Origin of the sequence: Hufsiella arboris (assembly GCF_009834875.1) — a bacterium.
Lineage (GTDB): Bacteria > Bacteroidota > Bacteroidia > Sphingobacteriales > Sphingobacteriaceae > Hufsiella_A > Hufsiella_A arboris.
Map to the genome: position 1 here is coordinate 253,069 of NZ_WVHT01000007.1, position 25,271 is coordinate 278,339.

Here is a 25,271-nt window from a genome sequence, read left to right on the forward strand (position 1 = left end):
AAGTTGCCAGACTACATTGAATCTTTCTTCGTTGTATCTGATTTAGACTTGCTTTTTTTATCCCACTTGGTTGAATCGCTTTTTGCTTTGTGCTTTTTCTTTGTTGTATCCTGCAGCTCGGTTGACTTGCCTGAGTAATTGAATGAGGAACTCGCTTTGATTAGTGGTGCACACCCGACGACCAAACCAAGAATCACAGCACCTTTAAGTAACGGTTTTTTAAGTAGATTTTTCATAGTGTAAATTGTTAATTTATTATAAGATAACGCATTGATTTGCAAAAAGGTATTGAAAAATAAATTTTATTTCGCTGCTTTAAGCTCAACTTGCTGAATGAAAAAAGTTTTGGACGGAGGCGGATTGTTTTTTGCCTTTAGTTCGTCCAACTTTGCGTTTAAAACCCATATTTTATCGTTTTGTAGCGCGATTGTAGACGGGAACTGAAATCTTGCATAAGCATCAGTTGCTGCGATAACCTTAGCGGATTTCCAATTATCGATACTCTCTAGGCATGAGACTTTATTTATTCCTTTGTTTTGAGCTATTAAAAGGCGGTTTTGCTTGTCGATAATTAAACCGTCGCCGCCGGAGAAAAGCCTGTCGACCGCTACTTTTTGAACATCTGAAGGATTATTGACTGCTATCTTTAAAATAGTGCCATCACCATTGTTAACAGCTAATAAAAAACCGGATGGATGAAACACAATTCCATTTAATCCGGTTGCCGCGGATCTGAACAATTCATTTTGAGCGAAAATACTGGCTTTACCACTTTGATCGATTTTATAAATTACCGGCGAAAAGCTGTCGGTTATATATAGATTTCCCTTCGTGTCATAGGTTAAATCATTAAGAAAATGCGGCCCGTTATAAAGTGAAGCCAGGTCGACGTCGGCTACTTTTTTATTGGTTTTTAAATCAATCGCAATTACACGGGCCATTTTTTTTAAGGTTGAAGGACTTGAATAAATACTGTAAAGTGGATTCTGATCGCTTAAGCAAATCCACAACCGGGTTGTTGCAGGCACCACTTTCATACCGAAGCTTGAAATCAAGTCATTGCTTTTATAAATCTCTTTATAATTACCTTGTTCGTCGACACTTCCAATTGCCCCTGTACGCACCGAGCCTACATAAAATAGCTTTTTTTGTTGATCGTAAGTAATTCCTTCAGGGTAAAGCTGTGGAGCCTGGAAATTTATCCGCCTGGATTGAGCCACAGATAACGATAATATGACGAGCATCAATGCCCCGGTTAAACTAATCTTTTTCATAAATCAAGGATGAGTTACACTGTAAATGACTCCATTTTCGTCATCAGAGATGAATAAAGTACCGTTCTTGGCGAACACCAAACCTGCCGGCCTTCCAAACCTTGACTTGCCGTCAGCGCTTAAAAAGCCTGAGAAAAAGTCTTCGACTTTCGTCGGGCGGCCGTTTTCAAAAATTATCCGCTGCACTTTATAGCCTTCCGGATTCTTACGGTTCCATGAGCCGTGCCAGCAAACCAAGGCATCATCCTGGTAGTCTTTCGGAAAGGTTTTAGCTGCTGTCATAAATCTAAAGTCAATCGGCGCCGAGTGCGCAGGAAATTCCATTACTGAGGGCTCCGTTGTTTTGGCGAACTCTGCCAGAGATTGTCCCGGGGGTTCTTCTCTGGTGTAGTCAGGTTGTTGTTTGCCAAATACCTGCGGCCAGCCATAATTCTTTCCCTCACTTATCTGGTTCAGTTCTTCTGGCGGTATTTCGTCGCCGCGCCAGTCTGTGCCGTTATCACAACCCCATATCTGCTTGGTTTGAGGTTGCCAGTCAAAGCCGATTGTATTTCGAAGCCCGCGGGCGAAAATCCGCCGGTCGCTACCATTAGCATTCATTACCAACATGGTAGCATGTTCCGGATTTGTTTCACCGCAATCATTACAGCTGCTGCCAACTGTCATATACAATTTGCCATCGGCGCCAAATGCAATTACGCGGTTGTTATGCTGAGCACCCTCTGGCAAATCTTTAAGCAAGGTCACCGTGTCTGTCAGCGATCCATCGGGATTTATTTTAGCCCTTTTTAAATGCGTACTCGAACAGCCATAAAGCATTCCGTCATGTATCGCGATACCGTGTACGTCAGCGAAATTACCCCATGCAGTTTTTAATGTTTCGTAACGTCCATCATTATCCAGGTCTTTCAGCATAAGGATATCACCGGCATCCCGACGGGTAACATACAAAGTTCCGTCATCAGATATGGCCATCATCCTTGGTTTGCCTAAGGAGGTAGCAGCTATCGCAACCTTAAATCCCTGTGGCACTTTAAGATTTTTTAAAAGCGATTCGCTAAAATCAATGTGTTCCGGAAAAGAAGTATTGACAGATGCTGAAACATCTTTTCCCGGCGGCAGACCTTTTTGCGCAACGATTTTTTCCGCATAAAGAAGCGGGGCGATTAGTACAATCGCTTTAGAAAGTAATTTGTAATTCATTTGTTTTCTGGTAGATACAGTGGTAACATAAAAATTGAAGACGAAGTTTTGCGTTTTAAAGAAATTGTAAAAAAGAAAAGAATCGTTCATCGCAAGGCAAACCTTTTTCTTGTTTAAAAGTTAGAAACTAACATCTATCTGGCTGCCATATGTACGTATTAGGAATTAATGCCGCCTTCCACGATTCGGCGGCTTGCCTGTTTCGTGACGGAGTTTTACTTGCTGCGGCCGAAGACGAACGTTTTACACATATTAAACATGGAAAACGGCCGGTTCCGTTTGCTACCTGGGAATTACCTTTTCATGCTATAGACTATTGCCTCGGTGTTGCAGGCATAAATTTGAGCGAAGTTGACCACGTAGCGTATTCGTTTGATCCATATTTATTACTTGGCGGTGAATACAGCGACAAGAGTGCTATCGAAATACCGCTTGCCCTGGGAGCTGAGCCACATGGTAAATGGCTGTCGCCCTGGGATCCGCTCTTTCTGTCTTCAATCGTAAATGCGCCTGCGCAGCTTGTAGACGGGTATCCTCATCATTTGCAAAAACGTTTCAGAGGAACCAGTGTGGATGATTTTACCTGGCATTTTGTGGAGCATCATATTTCTCATGCCGCGAGTTGTTTTCTGCCTTCGCCATTTCAGGATGCGGCTATTTTAACTCTTGACGGGAGAGGAGAGCTGGCAACCACTACATACAACATTGGCGCCGGAAATAACATGAACCGGATAGGGCAGGTAAATATGCCTCATTCGCTCGGCCTTTTATACGAGCAAATTACAACTCATCTCGGCTTCCTGCATTCATCTGATGAATATAAAGTGATGGCTCTTGCATCTTATGGTAAGCCGGAATTTGTAAACGAATTCAGGGATATGATCAGGCTCGGGCAAAAAGGCCAGTATACCATTTGCGGTGAAAATCTCGAAAATCGCTTTGGGCCGATGCGCTTGCGTCATGAAGAATTTACGGCTCATCACTTTAATATAGCGCACTCTTTACAAATGGTTTTAGAAGAAACAGCGCTTGAAATCGTCAATTGGTTACACAACGAAACGAAAAGTGATAATTTATGCATGGCTGGAGGCGTTGCTTTAAATTGTGTAATGAATGCCCGCATTCGTGATAAAGGCCCTTTCAAAAATATATGGGTTCAACCCGCGGCCGGCGATTCCGGTACAGCTCTCGGTGCGGCGCAATGGATTGATGTTCAAGTGCGCGCAAGCCAGCAAAAGGATTACGTGATGAACGATGTCTATCTGGGACCTGATTACGACGATGAGGCAATTGAGCGCTTCATTAAATGGGCGAAGGTTCCTTATCGAAAATTAAATGATATTGCCAATGAAACAGCGGATATCCTTGCAGAAGATAAAATTATCGGCTGGTACCAGGGAAGAATGGAATTTGGTCCGCGCTCGCTTGGCAGCCGGTCAATTTTAGCTTCGCCGATAAGCCCAAAAATGCAGGCTCGCTTAAATGACGTGAAAGACCGTGAAGACTTCAGGCCGGTAGCCCCAGTAGTTCTGCAGGAAGATGCACATGAATGGTTCGATGGGGCTGAGTATTCGCCTTTTATGCTGTTTGTTTATGATGTTAAAAAAGACAAAAAACAACTCATTCCAGCTGTAACGCACACGGATGGAACAGCCCGGATCCAAACAATTAACCGTGAACAACATCCCGAATATTACAGTTTACTAAAAGCATTTAAGGAAAAAACGGGCGTCCCGATTTTAGTAAATACGTCGTTTAATACGCTTGGTAAACCTATTGTTTGTTCGCCGAGAGACGCGATCGAGTGTTTCTGGACATCGGCATTTGACGCTTTGGTGATAGGATCTTTTTTAATCGAAAAGTGATGGAAGTTCTTGTCTCAGTTGTTATACCTACTTACAAACGCCCCGAATTACTGAAACGGTGCATCGAATCCCTGTTTATCCAAACGCTGGATCATCAGTTGTATGAGCTGGTCATTGTTGGCGATGGCTTCGATAGCCAAACGAAGGAAGTCGTCAGGACATGGAAAGAAGCTGGTTTTGCAAATCTCACATACATTTATCTTCCGGATAAAAAGGGGCCGGCGGCGGCGCGTAATATGGGCTGGCTTAGTGCGAAAGCTAAATTGATTGCTTTTACTGATGATGATTGTTTGCCAAAATCAACCTGGCTGCAAACGATACTTCATTGCTGGAACGGAAACGAAGAAATAGCCTGTTCAGGAAAGCTGACCGTTCCCTTATCTGAGAATCCGAGCGATTATGAGTTGAACACGGCTAACCTGGAAACGGCCGAATTTATCACCGCAAATTGTATATGTACCAAAGCAGCACTTATAAAAACCGGGGGATTTGACGAACGTTTTTTTATGGCATGGCGGGAAGACAGCGATCTGCATTTTAAGCTGCTTGCCAATAATATTACCATTAAAAAGATACCGGAAGCAGAAGTGGTTCATCCGGTAAGAACCGCAAAATGGGGCGTCAGCATTAAAGAGCAAAAGAAAGGTATGTTCAACGCGCTTCTCTACAAAAAATATCCTAAGCTCTATAAAAATAGGATTGGAAATAAAGTGCCGTTGAATTACTATTTAATGGTTCTAACCTTTTTTTGCTTCCTGGTCTGCTTATTCTTCAAAGTTGAGCCATTAGCTGGATTATCGTTTTCTATATGGCTATTGCTTGTTCTAGAGTTTTTTATCCGGAGGCAGCGCAGAGCAAATCATTCGCTGGTCCATATCGCTGAAATGGCGGTTACGTCGGCCGTTATACCATTCGTTTCGGTATACTGGCAGTTTTATGGAGCAGTAAAGTATCGGGTGTTATTTATTTGAATATGAAACTTCCGTCAGGGTCAATAAAGAAAATTATTGTATTCAGGGCATTACAACTTGGTGACTTGCTATGTTCCATACCGGCCCTCAGGGCTTTGAGAAATTCATATCCAGATGCTGAGATCACTATAACAGGTTTGCGCTGGATGGAATCCTTGTTGAACAGATTTCCTGATTATTTTGACCGCTTTATTCACTTTCCTGGATATCCGGGGCTGCCTGAGCAACCATTGGATCCCATTCAGTTCACCGGGTTTTTAGCAGAAGTACAGGCTCAACGCTTCGATCTCGCTTTACAGATGCAGGGCAACGGTTCGCTGGTGAATCCGATGATTGAATTGTTCAACGCTCGTTACACAGCCGGTTTCAGTACACAAAATGATTATTGGCCGGATAAAGAACTGTTTATCGAATATCCTGGTTATGGTTCAGAAATCGAGCGGCATCTTCTTTTGATGGAGCACCTCGGAATACAGTTGCTGGGAACGGAGCTGGAGTTTCCGTTAACTGCTCAGGACGAATCTGATTATAAAACGCTGGATTTTTCCCTCGAACCGCAAAAATATGTCTGTGTGCATCCGGGTTCACGCGGAGCGTGGCGGCAATGGCCGGTAGAATTTTTTGCAAGTCTCGCTGATCAGTGTGCGGCAAAGGGATATGTTCCTGTTATTACCGGAACGAAGGATGAAATGCATATCGTATTGAAAGTAGCGGAACTGATGACGTACGATCCCGTTATTGCGGCCGGCAAAACCAGTTTAGGCGCTGTCGGCGTTTTAATAAAAAATGCCGCTTTACTTATTTCAAATTGTACCGGGGTGTCGCATATGGCGGCAGCTTTTTCCACTCCAAGTATTGTGATCAGCATGGATGGAGAACCGGAAAGATGGGCGCCGCTTAACAGGGAAGTCCATAAGGTGTTTGACTGGACCCGCAATCAAGATTTCGGTATAATAAGCAATACCCTGGAAAATTTTCTCCAAAGTCAGGCAGTGGTTTCCTGAATCATAATTAATTCAGGAATTTCCTCCAATTCATTATTAAGAATTTTAAGGGTGGCTTCCACTAATTCTTCCGGCTCAACGATCCGCGAAAAATCACCGAAATATCTCTCATTGACATATTGGACGATGCGATTCTTACTTTGAATCTCCTGCGGAACAGGGAAAGGAAACAGTTTTCCAAAGGCCTTCCATGGGCTGTGTTGTGGATTTGTTAGCGCATAAAGAACCATCACCGGAGTTTTAACAGCGGCTGCAATATGGACCGTCGCTGTATTTACCGAGACAACGAGGGCGGAGTGCCTGATTAGTTCTGTAAATTCTTCTAGGGTCAGGGCACCTGCTACAGAGAATGAGTTTTCGCCGGCTGCAAATGCAAGTTTGTCCGTTAAAGTTTTTTCCGACCCGATACCTGTAAAAAGCAATTGGCAGTCTGTGGTTGCCAGAATAGATTTAGAAAATTTGACCCATGAAGCAAAAGGATATTCCCGCTTTCGTTCACTTACCCCGGCATGTAAAACGATTAAGGGTTTGATTGTGTCAACACCCATCTTTCTTAATTTGAGACTTGTTAGTTTCCATGCTTTTTCGTCGTAGTGTTCGAGAACAAACGATTCATTGCCGGTGAACGCTCCAATTTGTGCAACCAGATCAAGGTCTCTGCGGACCTGGTGTTTGATAACGGAAAACGGTTCCGGATCGGGTACCCAGTGAGTGAGCAGCTCATAAGGGTTTTCCCTGGAATAGCCCAGGCGAAGCGGAATTTCGGCAAGGTACGCAAGCATGGCCGCCGGTTGGGAGTTTTGGCTATAAACGGAAAAAACTATGGCGCCGTCAAATTTTCGGCTTTTCAACGTTTGAACGAGTTCAAAAAAACTCTCCGGCCTGGCGGATTCCTTGGCCTGGACCCAGGGCAGGCTGTAAACGAGAACATCATCTATTTCAGGAATCTGTTTGGCGATTCCGGCCGCCATTGATGAGGTAAGTACGGTTATTCTGCTCTGAGATGTTTCTTTAACCGCACGGATTGCAGGTGATGACATGATCAGGTCACCCATATTATCAGCCCGAATGATAAGAATTTCCTTACAACTGCTCCAGCCGCTGTTCATATTTTGGTATTTCGAAAGTATTGAGGATTTTTTCAGCCGCTTCATTGACTGAGGATACCTTGTGATCAGGCACTCGGTCGACCGTCATTATCCATTCTGTTTCATTGCCGTTGTCAATCAGGATCGACCGGCATCCCGCAAGGTGGCCTGCCTCAACATCGTTTAAAATGTCGCCGATCATCCATGAACGACTTAAATCAATGTTTAATTCATGTGCAGCGCGAAACAGTAAACCTGGTTTCGGTTTTCGGCAGTCACAACTTGACTGGTATTTTGTCGAGCCGCCACCAGGATAATGAGGACAATAATAAAAGCCGCTCAGTTTAATGTCCTCTGATTTCAGGAGGCTGTTGAGACGCGTCTCAACCTGTAATAATGCTTTTTCTGGAAAATATCCTTTAGCCACGCCGGCTTGATTGCTGATGATCACTAATAAATAACCTTCACTTTCAAGCTTACGAAGCCCGTCCACAACGTTTTTTTCAAGCCGGATCAGCTCCGGATTAACGTTGTAAGGGATATCAGGAATCAGCGTCCCGTCCTTATCCAGGAATATGGCTTTATTCATCATTAAGCAGATCTCAGCAAATTTGACAGATCGGCGTTCTCTTTGATATTAACTGTTTGCCTAACCGATGTTTGAATTTCTTTATAAACATGATCGATCATTTTGCCAACCTTGCTCCAGGTAAATTCATTGTTTACACGTTCAATAGCATTCTTTTTCATTGTTTGCAAAAGTTCCTGGTTGGTGAGCAGTACAGCCGCCTTTTCAGCCAGCGCTTTCGGATCGTTTGCCGGAACTAAAAAGCCAGTCAGATTATCGGCAACGCTGTATTTAATGCCGCCAACATCGGCGCCAATAACGGGCGTTCCACAAGCCATTGCTTCCAGCGGCGTGATGCCAAACGGTTCATACCAGGGTGTTGTAATGAAAATGTCGGCTGCCGAATAATAATATTTCAGCATATCCCTGTTCTTGCGCCCCGCAAAAATTACTAAATCTGCCACGTCGTGTTCCCTTGCTATGTCCATTAACCGAACCAGTTCAGGACATAATTCAGGATTGGAACTGCCTGTTTCACCGCCAACGATTACAAGCTTGGCTTCAACCGATTTTCGCTTCAATTCGCCCAGCGCTTTTATTACGTTGTCAACGCCTTTTCGCGGAACCATTCTTCCTAATTGTAATAGGATACGGTCGTTGGCGGGCAGTCCGGCGATTTTTCTTGCCTGGGTTTTATTAACAGGATAAAATTCCTTATCGCTAAATCCGCAAGGTATAACGTTGACTTTAGCTGGATCGGCATGATATAACTGTACCAGGTCTTCCAGGTCCTGCGGACACTCGGCAATCACTCGGTCGGCTTTTTTTACTGCCTCTTCTTCAAAAAACATACGCGACTCAGGAAATTTATCGGCTTCCTTCTGATGAATTCTTCGTACGTGGCCCAGGGCATGAAATGTAATTACAAACGGAATATTCAGGATCGCCTTTAGTTCACAGGCTACGATACCGGACATCCAGAAATTTGCATGAATTAATTCATACCTTATATTTTGATCGGTTATGAACTTCAGCATATTCCCGGTAAACTCCGGCATGTAATCAAATAGCTGTTCTTTGGGGATGATTTCGGCTGGACCTGCATAAACATGAATTACTCGGATTCCGGGTTCCCACTGTACTAAGTCCGGCAAAATTTTGTCATCTCTGCGCGTGAAAATGTCAATCTGGTATCCAATATAACTTAGCTGTCTGGCCAGTTCCGCCACATATACATTTTGTCCGCCGCTATCGACGCCGCCAAGCGCGGCCAGGGGCGAAGCATGCTCGCTTATAAATGCTATTCTGTTTTTCATAGTTGATAGGTGTCATAGTTATTATTCCGATGAATCAATTTGAGAAAAGCATAGGCCTGAAGGTGGCTATAACGTGTTTAATGGTTTCTTCCCAGTCGTTTGCGAAACGTTGAATATTGAAACGTTCCAGGGCGGTTTTTCTTCCGCCGGCACCCAATTCGGTTGCCATTTGCCGCGATTGAAGCAGCTCTTTCATTTTTTGTACCAACTTCTGAATGTCGGTATGAACATATCCGTTGATATCGTTGCTGATCACCATAGGCATCTCGGTAGTTGCCATACCAATAACAGGTATGCCAAGCATCAAGGCTTCGCATACGGCCAGTCCGTGACTGGTATAGCGAATCGGGTTAAAGAAAAATCGGTATTTGCTAATAAAATCCGGCAATTGCGGATGCAGTACCTCACCAAGTCCTAAATCTTCGGTTCCCATACCGACAAGATCAAGCGGAATATGCTTCCTGACTTCGAGGAAGATATCGAGGCCAAGCAGCCGCCCCCTGGTTGGCAGATTGTTGATTACCACGATACCTTTTTCCAGCTCGCCTGTATATTTCGCTTGCGGTTCTGTAACGCCGTGCTCAATCACCTTAAAGGGCGAATTATTGTTGTCCCACATCAAACTGTTAAAGTGCGTTACATGAACAATCAAAACTTCGGGGTCATCTACAACGTGTCTGGCATCGGTAGGGTGCTGCCATGGCGGATCATGTTCCAGGTAAATTTTCGGAAGCTGCCGTTTTTCCTCGCTTAAAATTTCGTGCTGGTCGTGGAGGTAATTTTTTTTGGATTGGAAAAGGATACAGTCGAAGTCCAGGTCGTTAATCTTTTCAACCGGCACTTCATGTACGTTATCGCCAAACGGAAAGGTTTCGCCACGGCCGTAATAGCCCTCGCTTTTTTCTTCTTTTACTGGAATATAAATGTCATAATTTCCTTTTGATAAATAATAGAGATAGCTGCCATGAATATGCCAGGTAAAAATCCTCGGTCTCACAAATCCCATGAAATAGTAGTTAGATGTTATTGGTTAACAAGCTATTTTTGAGGATGTTTATTAAAAAGTAAAATCGTTTTCATCGTAACTTTTAAGCGTTTTATTTATTAAAAATATTTTCCTGCGTTTGGCAAACGACTCTTGCAACAGGAACAGTAAGCCAGGGGTTCTGTCAGTTTCAGAGGTTTATCAATTTGTAAGCGTCTTCACTGCTTAGCCGTTCCAACACCTCGAATTTTTTGCCTGCCTGTTCGTTATAATTTTCGAAAAAACGCTCAAGTTCATCGATAATTCCATGGGGGAGATCGTCAATGTCCTTAACATTTACGAAGAGCGTTGAAACCTCCGGTATTGCTAGAAACCGGTCGTTCCGCATACTCTGGCCGTCGCGTTCGGTTTGAAGAGCTTTGATAGAGCCTATAATCCTGCAGTCCATGCAGCATCCGGTAAACGTTTTTATTTCGGAGATGACGATTACGTCCAGCGGATCGCCGTCCTCGCCTTTAGTATTGGTGATAAAGCCGAAATCAAACGGGAATGCCAGGCCGGCCGGCAATATTTTCTTCAGCTTAAAGCACTTTAAATCAGGTTCGTAATCGAATTTTTGTGTGCTGCCTTTTGGTGTTTCTATAATTACTGTTAATGCTTTCATGGCGTTTATTTACAATAACTTCCTATCGATTGTTGTGTTTCAGGGTGAGTTATCAAATGAATAGATAGTGTTTTTGATTATTATTAATGGATCATGAAGGTTCTGCCGGTATTTTAGCGTGTCAGGATTTTGGAAACGAACGGTTTCTGCCATGATCAGTAAGCAGCCGCGCTTTTTGCTCATACTGCGCAGGCCTTAACCACTTGGCCGGTATCCGCTGAAATCGCGTTTATATTAAATATTCCCTGCAAAATTTGGCACCGTGTTCTGTCCGATGAAAGTATGTTCCGGCGGTTTTAAACCCGGTATAAGCGGTTACCCCGCACCGAAGCGGAAGCTCGTGCGGCAGAGTAGGAGTAATAGCTAATAACGGGGCTATCCGGAAATATAGTTGCCGAACCTTGCTTTTCAAAAATCTGAACTAGGGCGATATGTCAATCGGTTTGCCTTAAAAAAATGGCTATTTGAACCATAGATATTGCAGTTAAGTTAACGGGGAAATATTATGATTTGGAAATGAACGGTTTCTGCCATGATCAGTAAGCAGCCGCGCTTTTCACTCATACTGCGCAGGCCTTAACCACTTGGCCGGTATCCGCTGCAATCGCGTTTATACTGAATGTTTCTACTATAGATTTGGCGCCATGTTCTGCCCGATGAAAGTATGTCCCGACGGTTTTAAACCCGGTAGAAGCGGTTACCCCGCACCGAAGCGGAAGCTCGTGCGGCAGAGGAGGAGTAATAGCGAATAACGGGGCTATCCGAAAATATATTGCCGAACCCTGCTTTCCAAAAGCGGCTTAAACTATTAAGTATTAAAAAATCGGCTCAAAAATTAGTCAATCTAACAACAATAGATATATCCGCACCGTATGATTTCTTTCACAATTCAAATGCGCAGAAAAAAGTTGATTTAATAAACTATAACCGGCTAATTCGGTTGAGTATAAACCTATCTCTACACTATGAAAACATTAAAAGTCGCATCGTCCACAATAACTGCTACCACCTTAATGACGATGTACAGTTACCTGCTTTCGGCAAAAAAAGGCAAGGACTTCAGGGAGCCCGAAATACTGGCCAAATTAATAAAACGCCTGTTTCCTGGCATGGACAATGCTTCTTGTAGGCTAAGCGGCTGGAGCGCTCACTACTTGGTGGGTTTAGTGTTTGTCTTGATTTATAGCGAGTTGTGGGAGAAGACAAAGTTAAAGCCGACCCTAATAAATGGCTTGATTTTAGGCGGTTTGAGCGGCGTATTTGGCGTCACAGTATGGAACCTGACCTTAAAGCTGCATCCCAACACACCGGCAATTGACGAAAAAAGATTTTTCGGCCAGCTTTTGCCTGCTCACCTGGTTTTTGGATTATTTGCGGTGATAGGATACCGTCTTGTAAGAGACGGGTATAAGCCCCTCGCAAAAAGACCTGAGCCATCGCCCGATGACGAAAATGCGGACCAATTAATTCCGCTGACCGCATCAAAGTACTAACTGCTCAAAAAGCTTTTTAAGCGCGGCTTCCGCATCGGAGCAAAGGCCGGGATGAACGCGCGACGATTGCACCATGGTGCTTCGCATTGCGGTCAACCAGCGAAAACGTGAGGCGATATCCAGTTCGGCGATTGGCCCGCCGTCCCTGTTTCCTTCGCTGATGTCCTCAAAAGTTTTTAAATACCTCTTAATTTCTTCTGCTCCGATTTCTGGTGAAAAGCAATGATAACGGCCTTCGTTCAGCCGGATCATAGCCTTTAAAAAGCGTTGCTGGCGGCAATAAAGTATCACTCCCGCGTTTATAAACTCTTCGCGTTCAACCCTCGGCACAACGCGGATAACGGCGTACTCAAATACGTGTTTCTCTTGCATGTTGTGCTTCTTTTATAAAAATATCGGTACTTGCTAAACGTGTTTCCAGGAAACTGGCGTAAATTCTCCTTGCTTCATCGGCCGGAATATCGAAAACTTCTTCGTTAAGCCACGCATCGGGAATCAATGATACGATTGCCCAGATTTTTTCACTCGTCAGTACCGTACGGTATTCCTGGTCGACTTCATTCAGCCTGTTGGCGTTCGGCAATAAAACATGGTCTTTTACCTGGACAAATGGCTTTTTAGCGTAATCTTCCCAGTTTTGCCAGGAGTGGTGGAAATAGAAAGACGCCCCATGGTCGATCAGCCATAACTCTTTATGCCAGATCAGCATATTGGCATTCCGCGCGGTTCTGTCTACGTTCATCAGTAAACAGTCGAGCCATACGATCTGGGAGGCCAGCTTTTCGTTCAGAATGGTAACAGCCGGGTCGAATGTGATAGCTCCGGATAAAAAATGCATGGCGAGGTTCAGGCCAACGCTTGCTTTAAGTAAATCCTGGATCTCTTCGTCGGCTTCGGTGCGTCCAAATGCCGTGTCGAGATTCGCGAATACAATTTCAGGAATTTTGAAACCCAGTGATCTTGCTATTTCGCCACCAATCAGTTCAGCGATTAAGGATTTAACCCCTTGTCCGGCGCCGCGGAATTTCAGTACATATAAAAATCCGTCGTCTGCTTCGGCAATTGCCGGCAGCGACCCGCCTTCACGCAAGGGGGTGACGTAGCGAGTAACGTTAACGGTGCGTAGTTCCGGGTTAAACTCTGTCATATTTTTTCTGGCCCGAAGTTAGGCATTTTTCCGGATGGCGCAGGTTGATAGGTATAGTTCGTAGTCCATGGTTAATAGTTTATAGTTGATGGTCAATAGTCAATGGCTGAAGCTTTATGGCTGATGTGCGGTTTTTTGGGCGTTGCCTGCGGCCGGGCTTTCCGTTGCAATCTTTTCCGCCCTGCGGACGGAAAAGGATTTCCACTTCAATCCCTAACGCGGAGGTTCGGTGCTGATTTCAGGTGTAGTCGGCGTTGCCACTTACCACGGTCCAGCGCGTTTTAGGTATGTTCTGTGGGGGGTATTTCGAAGGGTCACTCAACATCACGAACAGTATAATCCAAATGCTTACGGAATGGTCCCAGATGCCCCCGGTTAGTATCCGGATGCTCACGGAATGGTTGCAAATGCCTCTGGTGGTATCGGGATGTGATCGGCGAGTGTCCGGATGTTTGTGAAATGGTTCCGGATGCCTTCATCACGCACCCTTGCTGGCGCGAGCGTGCCGCTCGTGATTTAAATTTCGCGAGCAAGATCAGTTATGCTTTGTCAGGTTTGCAGTATCAACTGGATCGATTTTTATATCAAAGTAAATGCTGACAGACAAAGCCTGATAATTACTAATTCAGAAAGATATATTCCTCAAATCGAACTATTCAATCTCTTAACGCACGATAGGTTGTTCACAACAATAAAATTTTTTACCTTAAAAAAATTTTAGACCATGAAAACCTTCATCACCTTTCTCTCCGTGTTCATCCTGGCATCGGTTACGGCATCAGCGCAAGACATCTCCGGTCGCTGGAGCGGCATTCTCGAAGTGCAGAATACAAAACTGACCGTCGTGTTTAATATTTCAGCCGCTGAAAACGGTTACGCCACCACTATGGATAGTCCCGACCAGGGAGTAACTGGTATTCCTGCTACTTCAACGGTTTTTGAAAATTCAAGATTGAAAATCGCGGTAAAGAACGCCGGAATAGAGTACGAAGCCGAATTGAAAGAGAACAAACTTACAGGCATATTCCGGCAAGGGGGATTAACGCTTCCGCTGAACCTCACAAAAACTGAAACAGAAAAAAAAGCTTTATTACGTCCGCAGGAACCGGTGAAGCCTTATCCGTATTATACCGAAGATGTGAGCTTTCCAAGTGAGAAGGGTAAGATTACAATGGCCGGGACGCTGTCTTTGCCGAAAAAAGACGGGAAATTTCCGGTCGTGATCCTGATAAGTGGAAGCGGTCCGCAAAACAGGAACGAGGAGCTGATGGGGCATAAGCCTTTTCTTGTTATTTCCGATTATCTCACACGAAATGGTATAGGGGTTTTGAGGTATGATGACAGGGGAGTCGGGCAGTCCACTGGGAATTTCCAGGCGGCTACCTCTGCCGACTTTGCGGCTGATGCGGAAAGCGCAATAGCTTATTTAAAAACGAGAAAGGAGGCAGACCTGAATAACATCGGTCTGGTAGGACACAGCGAGGGCGGCCTGATCGCACCGATGGTAGCTGCAAAATCCCGGGATGTGAAATTTATCGTACTGTTAGCGGGTCCGGGATTGCGAGGTGATAAGGTATTGCTGCGTCAGCAGGAAGTAATTGCTAAAGCTGCCGGAACTCCACAAAATGCAATTGATAAATCGATTCAGATGAACGCCAAATTGTTCGATATGGTCGTTGCATCTAAGGATGACCAAAAGTTGAAAGCCGGGTTAACCAGTTATTTAAAACAGAGCATGCCAGATGTAGACAGTAACTCAGTTGCCACTCTTGTAGCACAAACGACCAGTCCGTGGATGTTGTATTTCCTGCGATACGATCCTTCGTTGGCGCTGGCTCATGTGAAGTGCCCGGTACTGGCGTTGAATGGTGAAAAGGATATGCAGGTGGACGCGGATCAAAATCTAAGCGCCATCGAACAGGCGCTTAAGAAAGCTGGAAACAAGGATGTGACAACGGTAAAAATTTCGTCTTTAAATCACTTATTCCAGAAATGTGAAACAGGGGCCATTGCGGAATATACCAGGATCGAGCAAACGTTCTACCCGGCGGCCTTGGGAATAATGACTGATTGGATAAAGCGTGAAACGAAATAATCAGTTATCTACCGCTCCGAGCTTCGTCAAGCGTCTCGTTTGTGATGAAGCTATACGCAATTAGTAAAAATTATATGATTAAAGTAATTACAGTATTTATCTTTTTTGTAGCGGGTATAATCGTAAACGTTCCAAAATCTGAACTTTTAAATGGAAAGTGGATTTTTAAAAAAGCATTAAATAAAGGAATTGATAATTTGGGTAAAAGGAGTTTGAAGTCAGAGGTGATAAATAAAATGACTTTTGAATTTAAAAGTAACGGTGAATTTAGAGCTTTTATCCTTAGCCAAAATATGAAGGGAACATGGGTGCTTTCTAAAGATTCAAAAGTCATATTGTTAAATACAGAGAACGAAGATTATGAATTCACAGTTCTTAGACTAACTAAAACTGAATTAATATTAAAAGTAGGATTGGGTGAATTTTTAATGAAAAAGATTTAATCTCAACTAGCTGTCAAAATTGGATTATCCGAGCGTTAGCATCCTTGCACACAATAGGATTGTATTTAATATAAAAGGAAATAGTTACAGATTAATTGTCAAGATTAATTATGACTACCAAATGCTTTGGATACGATTTATTGGAACTCACGCTGAATACGACAAAATTAATGCAAACGAAATCTAAGCTATGAATATTAAACTCATTAAAACTGAGAAAGATTATGAAGAAGCACTTGAAAGGCTTGAATTGCTTTTTGATGCCAGAAAAGGTTCTGTTGAAGGAGATGAACTTGAAATGCTCGGAATTCTTGTTGATCAATACGAAAATAAAAACTTTCCTATTGGCTTGCCAGATCCTGTTGAAGCAATCAAATTCCGCATGGAGCAATCAGGTTACAAACAATCTGATTTGGCAGATATCATCGGACTTAAAAGCCGGGCCAGCGAGATTCTTAATCGCAAAAGGAAGCTTTCGCTTGATATGATCCGATTGCTGCATGACCGATGGAATATTCCAACCGATGTGCTAATTCAAGCTTATTGAAAATGACTATTTTTAATTCTAGTGAACACATCAATCGTCGCGGTTGTAACGATAAAATCATGAATTTCAGATGTCCCTGTTACAAATACGAATTATTAAAAGTTTTTGAAATTAGTAATTGAATGCCGTTTGCAATCTTGGGCTAAGTATGAAAAAATATTATTTTTTGCTTTTGACCATGGCGTTGTTCTCTTGCAATGGTAACTTGGGGAATCAAGATTCTGCAAAAGGAAGTAGTTCGAATTTTAAACAAAAAGCGAAGTTAATACCAGATCAAAAAATCTCCAGCGCCGATACTTTCCAAAATGAGAAAATATTTTTGCCGATTCTACCATCAGCTAAATATCTCGATAGTATTCAAAGAATAACTCCGGAGGACGAATGGAGCGAGATTGTAAGTGACAATGAATATTATAGAAATCAAACACAAGAATATTTAAATAAGCAGGGTTATAAAGAAATTAAAATACCATTAAAACGGTTTTGGTATTTTAAACTCAAAAACGGAAAGCTTCAAACTATCGATACAATCGATCTCGCAAATAGATGGGGTAGTTTGATTTATAATGGAAAGGACTCTGCAATTGTATTTGAGGGAACCATACCGGAAGAAGAATTAAAAAATAAATTGTAATGCCATCTGCTATGCAGCGCCAGAGGACATTTGATCCTTTAAACTACTAAAATTGATCCGTGCCTCGCAGTGACGGGCAACCACGTCGCTACCCTTCCGTTGATTGAAACACTGTTCCTGAAAAATAAACCCGATGGTCGTAGAAAGCTTTTTTGTATGCAAGCTTTCAAAAAGCAAATCCGTTCACAAAAAACTTGTAACAGACAGCGGGACTGCAAATGCCAAGGACTGCTTGCGTTCGTTTTTGAAAAACATTTCTACTTGTCAATTTATTAAATGGCCATATATATACCGACCAACAATTGCTTTCATTAAGAATTTGTTATTATAACAACCTCCAATAATTTGACCCAAAATATCTCACACCCCGCCATATTGGCAACCATTCCTTGCATTTAACTGACTGGCACATATTTGGATGAACAAGGTTAAACATTACTTTTGCTTTTCAATTTATTTTCATGTCACAAGAAACAGAACACGTTCAATGTTTAATTATAGGATCGGGGCCTGCCGGTTATACCGCAGCGATTTATGCTGCCCGCGCTGATCTGAAACCAGTTATGTACACCGGCATTGTTCCCGGCGGACAGTTGACCCAAACTACGGATGTTGAAAATTTCCCGGGCTATCCTAAAGGGGTTATGGGTCCGGAAATGATGGAGGATTTTCGGAAACAGGCAGAGCGTTTCGGTACCGATATCCGTTTTGGATACATAACTTCTGTGGATTTTTCGCAGGCACCACATAAAATTGTAGTCGACGATATAAAAACTGTTACCGCTGATTCGGTGATCATTGCCACAGGTGCAACGGCGAAATGGCTGGGCCTTGAAAGTGAACAAAAATATAATGGCTTTGGCGTTTCCGCTTGTGCCGTTTGCGACGGGTTTTTCTTTAAAGGTCAGGATGTCGCCATTGTAGGAGCAGGAGATACAGCTGCTGAAGAAGCCACTTACCTTGCCAAGCTTTGCAACAAGGTTCATATGCTTGTCCGCCGCGATGAATTCCGCGCCTCAAAAGCGATGATTAACCGCGTGAAAAACACTCCAAACATTGAGATTCACTATAATACCGAAACCAAGGAAATTGTCGGCGACGGACTAAACGTAACGGCAGTGAAGGTTTTAAACAATAAAACGAACGAAGAATCGGCTATTCCCGTTTCCGGATTTTTCGTTGCTATAGGCCATCACCCGAATACTGATATTTTCAAGGGCTGGCTTGATATGGATGACACCGGTTACCTGATAACACAGCCGGATAGTACGCAAACGAATATTGAAGGAGTATTTGCTTGCGGCGATGCCCAGGATAAGTTATGGCGCCAGGCAATTACAGCGGCAGGCACTGGCTGTATGGCGGCGCTTGAAGCTGAACGCTACCTGGCGGCTAAGGAACACGATCCGGTAATTTCCTGAAACAATTCCATGGTCGATGAGTTATTTCCTAAATAATTCTATCATGGGAAAAGGCGATATCAAATCAAAAAAAGGAAAAATTACAAACGGATCATTTGGCAAGAAAAGGCCACATGACAAGAAAAAGCCGGCTACTGAAACCGAGGCTGGTAAATAGGGAAAGGCGTCCAATCTGGACGCCTTTTCGTTTTTCACAGGATTTCGAATATCGATCGGGAAGTGTAGCGAATCCACGATTTGTTGACTTTTACAAAGCTATCCTGCTGGTATTAATTGCACGTTAGCAAACTGTTATCTTATGAAAGCTGTTATTGGAGCTCTTATTAATTAACTTTAATGATGGCAAATAATTCAATGCGCATTCGTACAACGATCATACTGATCACGACAGTTGTAACAGTTCTTTTCCTGGTTTTTGTGTTTTTCTATTTTAAGAGCCAGCTTTTTTCGAAAAAAACAGAGCTTAATGAAGATGTAATGGTTGAAAAAATCACCAGCATGGGTAAGCTTGAACTGGTTAAATATTCCATGAAGGATGTTCTTGAAAAAAAAGAGATACGCCATATTCTGCCCGACAAGCGAATATTGTTTGTCGCTGTTGGTGAAGTTACAGGCTGCATTGATCTGACGAAAGTCTCAAAAAGCGATATTTCAATATCCGACGACTCAGTGACAGTCCATTTGCCAAAGCCTGAAATCTGCTATGCAAAAATTGATCATCAAAAATCTAAAGTTTATGATATCTCAGGCGACTGGTTTCCCGGCGATACGCAAGGAATGATGGAGGATATTTATAAGGTCGCCGAAAAAAGAATTCTTCAAAATGCCGCCGATATGGATATTCTTGGCAAAACGAAAGAAAACGCCGCTTTAATTTTTAGGCCTTTACTCGAAAATATTTCAGGTAAGAAAGTTGGTATTGTTTTCAAATAAGATTGAATAGCAGCTTTGATTTATTTTTTTAGATTTGAAATATCACATTTCAAAGTATTATCAAAATAAATGAAAAGGGAATATTTTCATCTGTTGCTAGCTTTAGCGTCCGTAAGTTTTGTCGCCTGTAATTCATCAGATAATTCTGTTGTAAAACCACAGGAGAAAATCGTTGAAAAGTTGCCGCAACCGTTTCGTTTTCAAAAAGCAATTGAAGTTGCTCCCGGTTTAACGTTTGATGTGCTAAGCTGGGGACGCGGCGGAGCTGACAGTGTTGGCGCCTTTACGATCTTTAGATCCGATTCAACTCATGCCAGGTACAGTTCAACAGAAAGTGAACTGGATGGAAAAATCACTGATGCCTGGAATATGGATATGGATAGTGACGGCAGTCCGGAGATCTTTATCCAGTCGGCCGAAAAAGATCAAACTCTTAAAATGTATGTTTATGAATTTAATAACAGTGGCGACCCGAGAAAAATAAACTTTCCAAAGCTCACCGATAAAACTAAGAAGTTATATCGCGGTCATGATTCGGTTTATGTAAAGGATGGTAAGCTGCGCCGTGAATTTCCGCTATACAATGAAGGCGACGCTGATAACAAACCTGGCGGGGGTAAAAAGGTTGTCGAGTACGATCTCCGCGGAAATGAATTTGATATTCACGAAATAGAAAGTGACCAGGACGGCAATAAAAAGAACTAATTTGCGGTGTCAGGTGTATCGTTGAACTGTTTTTGCAGTCTTTCCAAATTTTCGATCATGAAGTTGATACGGCTTTCCTCTTTCCGTATATAAGTTTTCATGAAGACGAAATAACACATCGCGAACCAGGCAATAGTTCCGGCAACAATCAGAACTACCTCCCAAAGAGGCATGTAAACAAATGCTTCGATATAAATAAGCCCAATAACAAGAGCGATAAAAAACATGTAAACCGTATAAATCCTGGTGTTTAAAATATAGCGCTGATGTTTGTAGTTCTTTAGATATTCAATGTATTCGCCGGGCTGCTGCGCTAGTTGCTCGCTATTGTTTATCTTCCTGTAGTCGCGCAACTGAACAAACAGGTAGTAAAACAGGCATAAAATAGCGATTAACATCGCGATTTGAGAAGTGCCATATCTGAAATCAGCCTTTAAAAACAGGTAAATAAAGGTGACAATAGCTATTGAAATGCTGAAAACCTGGAATAATAATTTGTTGGAAAACTTTTGTTTGGTTGAACGTATGTTTTTCAATATCTCTTCCGGCCCCAGTTTAGGTAGTGCCGTCTGACCGTGCCATATATCTCTCAGTGCATCAAAATCTTTCATAACGGTTGTATATTTCAGTCAGTTTCTGTTTTATACGATGAATTTTAACCCGCAAATTTCCTTCGGATATACCGGAAATCTGGGCAATTTCTGGGTACGGAAGCTCATCTAAAACCATAGTGATTATGATACGCTCATTTTCTTCGAGCTGTGAAATGCATTTGTAAAGCAGTGCCACCTTCTCATTCATCTCCGAATATTCTTCGGCTTTATTTTCGATGATCTTGTCGGTTAATTCATCCTTTTGCTGCCGTTTTTCAACCCGCAGCCAGGAAAGACAGGTATTTACTGCGATGCGATAAATCCATGTCGAGATCATGGCCTGGTTGCGAAACTTATCAAGGTTTTGCCAAACTTTCAAAAAAGTTTCCTGCATTAAATCATTGGCCGAATCCTCATCTCCTGTATAACCATAGCATAAATGGTAAATCTTTCGGGAGTTTTCCCTGAAAATTTTCCTGAAAGATTCTTCTTTATGATCCATTTAACGCTAATGTGCCTGTTAGATGATTATGCCAAAAAAATGTTACAACATGAAATCTTTTTTATAAAAACTCTTCAGGTTGTTTTGAGCATTGTCTAGCAGAAGTTCGTACTCTTGAGAATAGTCAAATTGTAAGTCCTCAGGCAGCTTCGCTATCACTTTTTTGATTTTTTCCAATTGCCTGGTAAAGATTAGCCTGAGCGGTTTATGGCTCGAGCGTGTGTCGGTATAAATTAAAAAGTTGCCGGCAAACCATAATAGGAGTTCTGTTTCAACTTGTTTATCAGCGGTATATTTTGCGTAGCGATTCAACAATCTTAAAATTTTACGAAGGGACTTTACGCTATAATAATAATGCTTATTGATATTTTCAAATTCTACTTTCAGCTCGCTCTTAACCGTTTCTGCAAACTGCATAGGATCAGAGGCGTCAAATAACAGATAGCTAATCAGTTCCTTGTTTTCCTTTTTATATTTCGACATCCGGAGGCATATTTCTGCCAGATCGGTAGCGTTTAAATGTTTTAACTCTTTTTTTATCTCCTGTAAAGTGTGCTGCATCGTAAATCGTTCTTTGTTCAGGGCCGGAAAACAACTTTTCGCCAAAATAGTAAATTGTTGTAGTTTTAGCTGCTCAAGTATTTTGAATGAACAAAAACAAACTTACACTCTTTATATTCATCGCGCTGGTAGCCGGAATTTTGTTTGGCTATATTTATAATATCCGATACCTGGATACTTACAATGAAACGATAGCAAGCGCCGACGCGAAAATTGAAAGCGTTCAAACACAAATAGTAAACCTTCCGGATACAACCGTTGCCCAATACCGCGAATTAAAAACACAAAAAGCTGATCAGGCTAAAATCCGTAAGGAAGCAACGGCAATCAGGGAAGAAAAACTGCAATATTTTACACTGCTGAGTGATATATTTCTTCGCTTGATCAAGATGATCGTCGCTCCGTTAGTATTTACAACACTGGTTGTCGGAGTTGCAAAGGTTGGCGATATCAAAGCAGTCGGCCGAATTGGCGGCAAAACGATGTTGTGGTTTATTTCCGCATCGCTGATGTCGCTGGTGCTGGGAATGATCCTGGTTAACTTGTTTGAACCCGGTAAAACTATGCACTTAGCTCTTCCGGACACTCATCTGGGGTCGGAAATTCAAAAAACGGCACTTTCCTTGAAGGATTTTATTGCACATGTATTTCCGAAGAGTATTGTTGAATCAATGGCTAATAATGAAATACTCCAGATTGTAGTTTTCGCCTTGTTTTTCGGGGTTTCTACAGCAGCTATTGGCGAAAAAGGGGAGATCGTTATCAAATTTATGGATGCTGTTGCACACGTCATTTTGAAGCTTACCGGTTATGTAATGAATTTCGCGCCTTTCGCAGTTTTCGGCGCAATGACTGCAATTGTGGCAAAGCAGGGACTGAGTATACTGTCTACGTACGCCATCTTTATCGGCGAATTCTATTTTGGATTACTGGTTTTATGGCTGGTTCTGATTTTAATCGGCTTTATAATTCTCGGTAAACGCGCTCTTAACCTGATCAACGGTTTAAAAGATGCAGTTTTGCTTGCATTTAGTACGGCGAGCAGCGAAGCGGCTTATCCACGCACCATGCTTGAACTGGAGCGCTTTGGCTGTAAAGACAAAATCGTGAGTTTTGTATTACCCCTTGGCTATTCCTTCAACCTCGATGGATCGATGATGTACATGACTTTTGCATCTTTGTTTATCGCGCAGGCTTATAGCATTCATTTATCTTTTGAGCAGCAGATTTCCATGTTGCTGATCCTGATGCTTACCAGTAAAGGGATTGCCGGCGTGCCACGTGCTTCGCTGGTAGTAATTGCCGGAACAATCGCTTCTTTCAATATCCCTGAAGCTGGCTTGGCGCTGATTATCGGTATCGATCCTTTGCTTGATATGGGCCGTTCGGCAACCAATGTAATCGGTAATGCCATGGCTACAGCGGTAGTGAGCAAGTGGGAGGGGGAATTAAAAGAGTAATAGCACGTGTTGTACTTGTACAAACTTTCAATATAAACCCGGTTGTAACGAAAAACCCGCAGTGAGGTACGAACGAGGATTTGTAGTTGAAGACGGGGCTGTTTACCGATAGTATTTCAAGCGTTCATTTTTAAAAAAATCACTTAAATCTCATATTAGATATTAATGAGCGGCGAGTTAATAATTATAAAAGGTTTAAGCTATAATTGCAAAAAATAGCGTGGAAAGCAGATTTCGTCATCTATTTTAAAGTCAATCCCGTGCTTTGCTTATACTACACAGGCCTTATCCTCCTGGCCGGTATCCGCTTCGCCCGGGTTTAAGAATGTCCTTTTCTGCTATTTTTGAAGGACTTTTGAAAAATAATTAAATAATAAATTACAATATACATGTCCGACAGAGGAAAAAAAATATTCCTGGCACTCAGCATCATCATCCCATTTTTAGTCTACTGTATCTACTACTACGGTATTATGATCAAAAATGCTCCTTACCGTTTTAAAGATATGGAGTCCGTTGTTTTGAAATATGGAATAGGCGATAGTTTGATCAATCAGTTTGACTCGAAAACCGGCAATTACCAGTATGTGAATACACGTGATTCGCTGGTAAAAACCAATGTTAAACTGACAAAGGATGATCTTCTTTATTTACACCACAAGGCCGTGGAGCTTGGCTTTTGGGATTTCCCGAAGCAGATTATAGGTAATGATACCTTGGCCAGTAAGAAAGCGCCACACTTTTATCTGGAGTTTAAATACAAGGAGAAAAGTAAAACGATGCTTTTTGATGTGAGCTATAATCAAAAACCTAAATTACGTGAGGCTGCTGAGCAGTTAATTAAACTTGTTCAGAAGACGATAACAGATGCTGCCGACCGTGGGCTTGTAAAATAGTGTAGCTGAGTTTTAAAAATTTACGTGCCCGCTTCCATTTTTGAATTATTACTTCTATATTTGCGCCTCATTAAAAAATAATTAACTAACAATGTACGCAATAGTAAATATAGCCGGACAGCAATTCAAAGTTGCAAAAGACCAGTACATCTTTGTACATCGCTTACAAGGAGATGAGGGCGCTAGTATTGAATTTGACAATGTGTTGTTAGCTGCAGATGGTAGCAATTTTAAAGTAGGTGCTGATGCACTTAAAGGAGCTAAAGTTTCAGCTAAGATCGTGTCTCATTTAAAAGGTGATAAAGTAATCGTTTTCAAAAAGAAACGCCGTAAAGGTTACAAAAAGAAAAACGGTCACCGTCAGCAGTTCACGAAGATTGAGATAACAGGTATAAGTTTATAACAAGCGTATAGCAGAAAGCGAAAGCTGGAAGCTTAGCATTAAAAAGATAAGAAATGGCACACAAAAAAGGGGCCGGTAGTTCCAAAAACGGTCGTGAATCACATAGCAAGCGCTTAGGTATCAAAATTTTCGGTGGTCAGGCTGCAATCGCTGGTAACATCATCGTTCGTCAGCGTGGAACTCAGCATCATCCTGATAAGAACGTAGGTATTGGAAAAGACCATACGTTGTTCGCATTGATCGACGGAACAGTAGTTTTCAAAAAGAAATCTGATAACAAATCATACGTTTCTGTAAGCCCTGCAGTAGCAGTAGCTGTTGAAGCTCCGGTTAAAGAAGAAAAGAAAGCAGCTAAAGCTCCTAAAGCTGAGGTAGCGGAACCTGTAAAAAAAGCTCCTGCAAAAAAGGCAGCTAAAGTTGAAGAAGCTCCCGTAGCAGATACTGCTGCAGCTTCTGAAGGCGAAGCTGTTGAAGCATAAGTTTAGCATTACGATATTGAA

At 42.4% G+C, this 25,271-nt stretch carries 30 protein-coding genes; 17 read left to right on the forward strand and 13 right to left on the reverse strand.

Annotated elements, in window-relative coordinates; all coding sequences use genetic code 11:
- Positions 1 to 11: 11 nt before the first annotated feature.
- The 3 genes from GS399_RS15550 to GS399_RS15560 all read right to left on the reverse strand — a co-directional run bounded on the left by GS399_RS15550 (position 12) and on the right by GS399_RS15560 (position 2,477).
- Positions 12 to 236 carry a hypothetical protein gene (locus tag GS399_RS15550; RefSeq protein WP_160845563.1) on the reverse strand — a complete coding sequence of 75 codons (225 nt, stop codon included), beginning with the start codon at positions 234 to 236 and terminating at the stop codon, positions 12 to 14.
- 66 nt (positions 237 to 302) lie between these two features.
- Positions 303 to 1,274 carry an SMP-30/gluconolactonase/LRE family protein gene (locus GS399_RS15555; protein WP_160845564.1) on the reverse strand — a complete coding sequence of 324 codons (972 nt, stop codon included), beginning with the start codon at positions 1,272 to 1,274 and terminating at the stop codon, positions 303 to 305.
- A gap of 3 nt (positions 1,275 to 1,277) precedes the next feature.
- Entirely contained in the window at positions 1,278 to 2,477 is a 1,200-nt protein-coding gene (locus GS399_RS15560) for a PQQ-dependent sugar dehydrogenase (protein ID WP_160845565.1), read from the reverse strand.
- A 149-nt stretch (positions 2,478 to 2,626) separates the two neighbouring features.
- Between GS399_RS15560 and GS399_RS15565 the strand changes: the two genes are divergently transcribed.
- The 3 genes from GS399_RS15565 to GS399_RS15575 are packed head-to-tail and all read left to right on the forward strand — an operon-like array spanning position 2,627 to position 6,317.
- Positions 2,627 to 4,342 carry a carbamoyltransferase family protein gene (locus tag GS399_RS15565; RefSeq protein WP_160845566.1) on the forward strand — a complete coding sequence of 572 codons (1,716 nt, stop codon included), beginning with the start codon at positions 2,627 to 2,629 and terminating at the stop codon, positions 4,340 to 4,342.
- On the forward strand, positions 4,342 to 5,313 hold the full coding sequence (locus GS399_RS15570; RefSeq protein ID WP_160845567.1) for a glycosyltransferase family 2 protein: 972 nt from the start codon (positions 4,342 to 4,344) through the stop codon (positions 5,311 to 5,313). The genes GS399_RS15565 and GS399_RS15570 overlap by 1 nt, the downstream gene beginning before the upstream one ends.
- A 2-nt stretch (positions 5,314 to 5,315) precedes the next feature.
- Entirely contained in the window at positions 5,316 to 6,317 is a 1,002-nt protein-coding gene (locus GS399_RS15575) for a glycosyltransferase family 9 protein (protein ID WP_160845568.1), read from the forward strand.
- Here GS399_RS15575 and GS399_RS15580 read toward each other — a convergent pair.
- The 5 genes from GS399_RS15580 to GS399_RS15600 form a co-directional block, all read right to left on the reverse strand.
- The gene (locus GS399_RS15580) at positions 6,299 to 7,471 is read right to left on the reverse strand and encodes a glycosyltransferase family 9 protein (protein WP_237487963.1); all 1,173 of its coding nucleotides are present in this window, start codon (positions 7,469 to 7,471) and stop codon (positions 6,299 to 6,301) included. The genes GS399_RS15575 and GS399_RS15580 overlap by 19 nt on opposite strands.
- Complete coding sequence (locus GS399_RS15585) at positions 7,401 to 7,997, reverse strand: D-glycero-alpha-D-manno-heptose-1,7-bisphosphate 7-phosphatase (protein WP_160845570.1); 597 nt, start codon at positions 7,995 to 7,997, stop codon at positions 7,401 to 7,403. Before GS399_RS15585 ends, GS399_RS15580 begins: the two co-directional genes overlap by 71 nt.
- Positions 7,997 to 9,289 carry a glycosyltransferase family 4 protein gene (locus GS399_RS15590; protein ID WP_160845571.1) on the reverse strand — a complete coding sequence of 431 codons (1,293 nt, stop codon included), beginning with the start codon at positions 9,287 to 9,289 and terminating at the stop codon, positions 7,997 to 7,999. The genes GS399_RS15585 and GS399_RS15590 overlap by 1 nt, the downstream gene beginning before the upstream one ends.
- 34 nt (positions 9,290 to 9,323) lie before the next feature.
- Complete coding sequence (locus GS399_RS15595; protein ID WP_202409479.1) at positions 9,324 to 10,295, reverse strand: glycosyltransferase; 972 nt, start codon at positions 10,293 to 10,295, stop codon at positions 9,324 to 9,326.
- A 169-nt stretch (positions 10,296 to 10,464) separates the two neighbouring features.
- Positions 10,465 to 10,938: an inorganic diphosphatase gene (locus GS399_RS15600; protein WP_160845572.1), complete on the reverse strand. Its 474-nt coding sequence runs from the start codon at positions 10,936 to 10,938 to the stop codon at positions 10,465 to 10,467.
- Positions 10,939 to 11,903: 965 nt separating this feature from the next.
- Here GS399_RS15600 and GS399_RS15605 point away from each other — a divergent pair.
- Positions 11,904 to 12,431, forward strand: coding sequence for a DUF2938 domain-containing protein (locus GS399_RS15605; RefSeq protein WP_160845573.1), 528 nt, complete (start codon positions 11,904 to 11,906; stop codon positions 12,429 to 12,431).
- Here the strand turns inward: GS399_RS15605 and GS399_RS15610 are convergent.
- Both GS399_RS15610 and GS399_RS15615 read right to left on the reverse strand, forming a co-directional pair.
- Positions 12,420 to 12,803 carry a DUF3037 domain-containing protein gene (locus GS399_RS15610; protein ID WP_160845574.1) on the reverse strand — a complete coding sequence of 128 codons (384 nt, stop codon included), beginning with the start codon at positions 12,801 to 12,803 and terminating at the stop codon, positions 12,420 to 12,422. The two genes, GS399_RS15605 and GS399_RS15610, sit on opposite strands and share 12 nt — an antisense overlap.
- Entirely contained in the window at positions 12,781 to 13,578 is a 798-nt protein-coding gene (locus GS399_RS15615) for a HipA family kinase (RefSeq protein WP_160845575.1), read from the reverse strand. The genes GS399_RS15610 and GS399_RS15615 overlap by 23 nt, the downstream gene beginning before the upstream one ends.
- A 724-nt stretch (positions 13,579 to 14,302) precedes the next feature.
- On the opposite strand from GS399_RS15615, the gene GS399_RS15620 reads away from it, so the two are divergent.
- From GS399_RS15620 to GS399_RS15660, 9 genes are all read left to right on the forward strand, one after another.
- A complete protein-coding gene (locus tag GS399_RS15620; RefSeq protein ID WP_160845576.1) occupies positions 14,303 to 15,673 on the forward strand; it encodes an alpha/beta hydrolase family protein in 1,371 nt (456 codons plus the stop codon).
- 74 nt (positions 15,674 to 15,747) lie between these two features.
- Positions 15,748 to 16,116 carry a lipocalin family protein gene (locus tag GS399_RS15625; RefSeq protein ID WP_160845577.1) on the forward strand — a complete coding sequence of 123 codons (369 nt, stop codon included), beginning with the start codon at positions 15,748 to 15,750 and terminating at the stop codon, positions 16,114 to 16,116.
- Between the two features lie 19 nt (positions 16,117 to 16,135).
- A complete protein-coding gene (locus GS399_RS15630) occupies positions 16,136 to 16,303 on the forward strand; it encodes a type II toxin-antitoxin system HigB family toxin (protein ID WP_237487964.1) in 168 nt (55 codons plus the stop codon).
- Between the two features lie 3 nt (positions 16,304 to 16,306).
- Positions 16,307 to 16,663, forward strand: a complete 357-nt coding sequence (locus GS399_RS15635; RefSeq protein ID WP_160845578.1) for a helix-turn-helix domain-containing protein — start codon at positions 16,307 to 16,309, stop codon at positions 16,661 to 16,663.
- A 148-nt stretch (positions 16,664 to 16,811) separates the two neighbouring features.
- On the forward strand, positions 16,812 to 17,297 hold the full coding sequence (locus GS399_RS15640; protein ID WP_160845579.1) for a hypothetical protein: 486 nt from the start codon (positions 16,812 to 16,814) through the stop codon (positions 17,295 to 17,297).
- Positions 17,298 to 17,758: 461 nt separating this feature from the next.
- Positions 17,759 to 18,718 (forward strand): thioredoxin-disulfide reductase, encoded by a 960-nt coding sequence (gene trxB / locus GS399_RS15645; protein WP_160845580.1) that lies wholly within the window; start codon positions 17,759 to 17,761, stop codon positions 18,716 to 18,718.
- Positions 18,719 to 18,734: 16 nt separating this feature from the next.
- The gene (locus tag GS399_RS15650) at positions 18,735 to 18,875 is read left to right on the forward strand and encodes a 30S ribosomal protein THX (RefSeq protein ID WP_237487965.1); all 141 of its coding nucleotides are present in this window, start codon (positions 18,735 to 18,737) and stop codon (positions 18,873 to 18,875) included.
- A 179-nt stretch (positions 18,876 to 19,054) separates the two neighbouring features.
- Complete coding sequence (locus GS399_RS15655) at positions 19,055 to 19,651, forward strand: DUF4230 domain-containing protein (protein ID WP_237487966.1); 597 nt, start codon at positions 19,055 to 19,057, stop codon at positions 19,649 to 19,651.
- A gap of 69 nt (positions 19,652 to 19,720) precedes the next feature.
- Positions 19,721 to 20,356, forward strand: a complete 636-nt coding sequence (locus GS399_RS15660) for a hypothetical protein (protein WP_160845581.1) — start codon at positions 19,721 to 19,723, stop codon at positions 20,354 to 20,356.
- On the opposite strand, the gene GS399_RS15665 is transcribed toward GS399_RS15660, so the two are convergent.
- From GS399_RS15665 to GS399_RS15675, 3 genes are read right to left on the reverse strand one after another with little or no spacing between them, the layout of a single operon-like run.
- Complete coding sequence (locus tag GS399_RS15665; RefSeq protein ID WP_160845582.1) at positions 20,353 to 20,967, reverse strand: hypothetical protein; 615 nt, start codon at positions 20,965 to 20,967, stop codon at positions 20,353 to 20,355. The two genes, GS399_RS15660 and GS399_RS15665, sit on opposite strands and share 4 nt — an antisense overlap.
- Positions 20,954 to 21,451, reverse strand: a complete 498-nt coding sequence (locus GS399_RS15670) for an RNA polymerase sigma factor (RefSeq protein WP_160845583.1) — start codon at positions 21,449 to 21,451, stop codon at positions 20,954 to 20,956. Before GS399_RS15670 ends, GS399_RS15665 begins: the two co-directional genes overlap by 14 nt.
- Positions 21,452 to 21,493: 42 nt before the next feature.
- Positions 21,494 to 22,012, reverse strand: a complete 519-nt coding sequence (locus GS399_RS15675; protein WP_160845584.1) for a hypothetical protein — start codon at positions 22,010 to 22,012, stop codon at positions 21,494 to 21,496.
- An 86-nt stretch (positions 22,013 to 22,098) separates the two neighbouring features.
- On the opposite strand from GS399_RS15675, the gene GS399_RS15680 reads away from it, so the two are divergent.
- The 4 genes from GS399_RS15680 to rpmA all read left to right on the forward strand — a co-directional run bounded on the left by GS399_RS15680 (position 22,099) and on the right by rpmA (position 25,250).
- A complete protein-coding gene (locus GS399_RS15680) occupies positions 22,099 to 23,472 on the forward strand; it encodes a dicarboxylate/amino acid:cation symporter (protein WP_160845585.1) in 1,374 nt (457 codons plus the stop codon).
- Between the two features lie 389 nt (positions 23,473 to 23,861).
- On the forward strand, positions 23,862 to 24,368 hold the full coding sequence (locus GS399_RS15685) for a hypothetical protein (RefSeq protein WP_160845586.1): 507 nt from the start codon (positions 23,862 to 23,864) through the stop codon (positions 24,366 to 24,368).
- A gap of 91 nt (positions 24,369 to 24,459) precedes the next feature.
- Positions 24,460 to 24,771: a 50S ribosomal protein L21 gene (gene rplU, locus GS399_RS15690; RefSeq protein ID WP_160845587.1), complete on the forward strand. Its 312-nt coding sequence runs from the start codon at positions 24,460 to 24,462 to the stop codon at positions 24,769 to 24,771.
- Positions 24,772 to 24,824: 53 nt separating this feature from the next.
- Positions 24,825 to 25,250, forward strand: coding sequence for a 50S ribosomal protein L27 (gene rpmA, locus GS399_RS15695; RefSeq protein WP_160845588.1), 426 nt, complete (start codon positions 24,825 to 24,827; stop codon positions 25,248 to 25,250).
- The last annotated feature ends 21 nt before the right edge of the window (positions 25,251 to 25,271 follow it).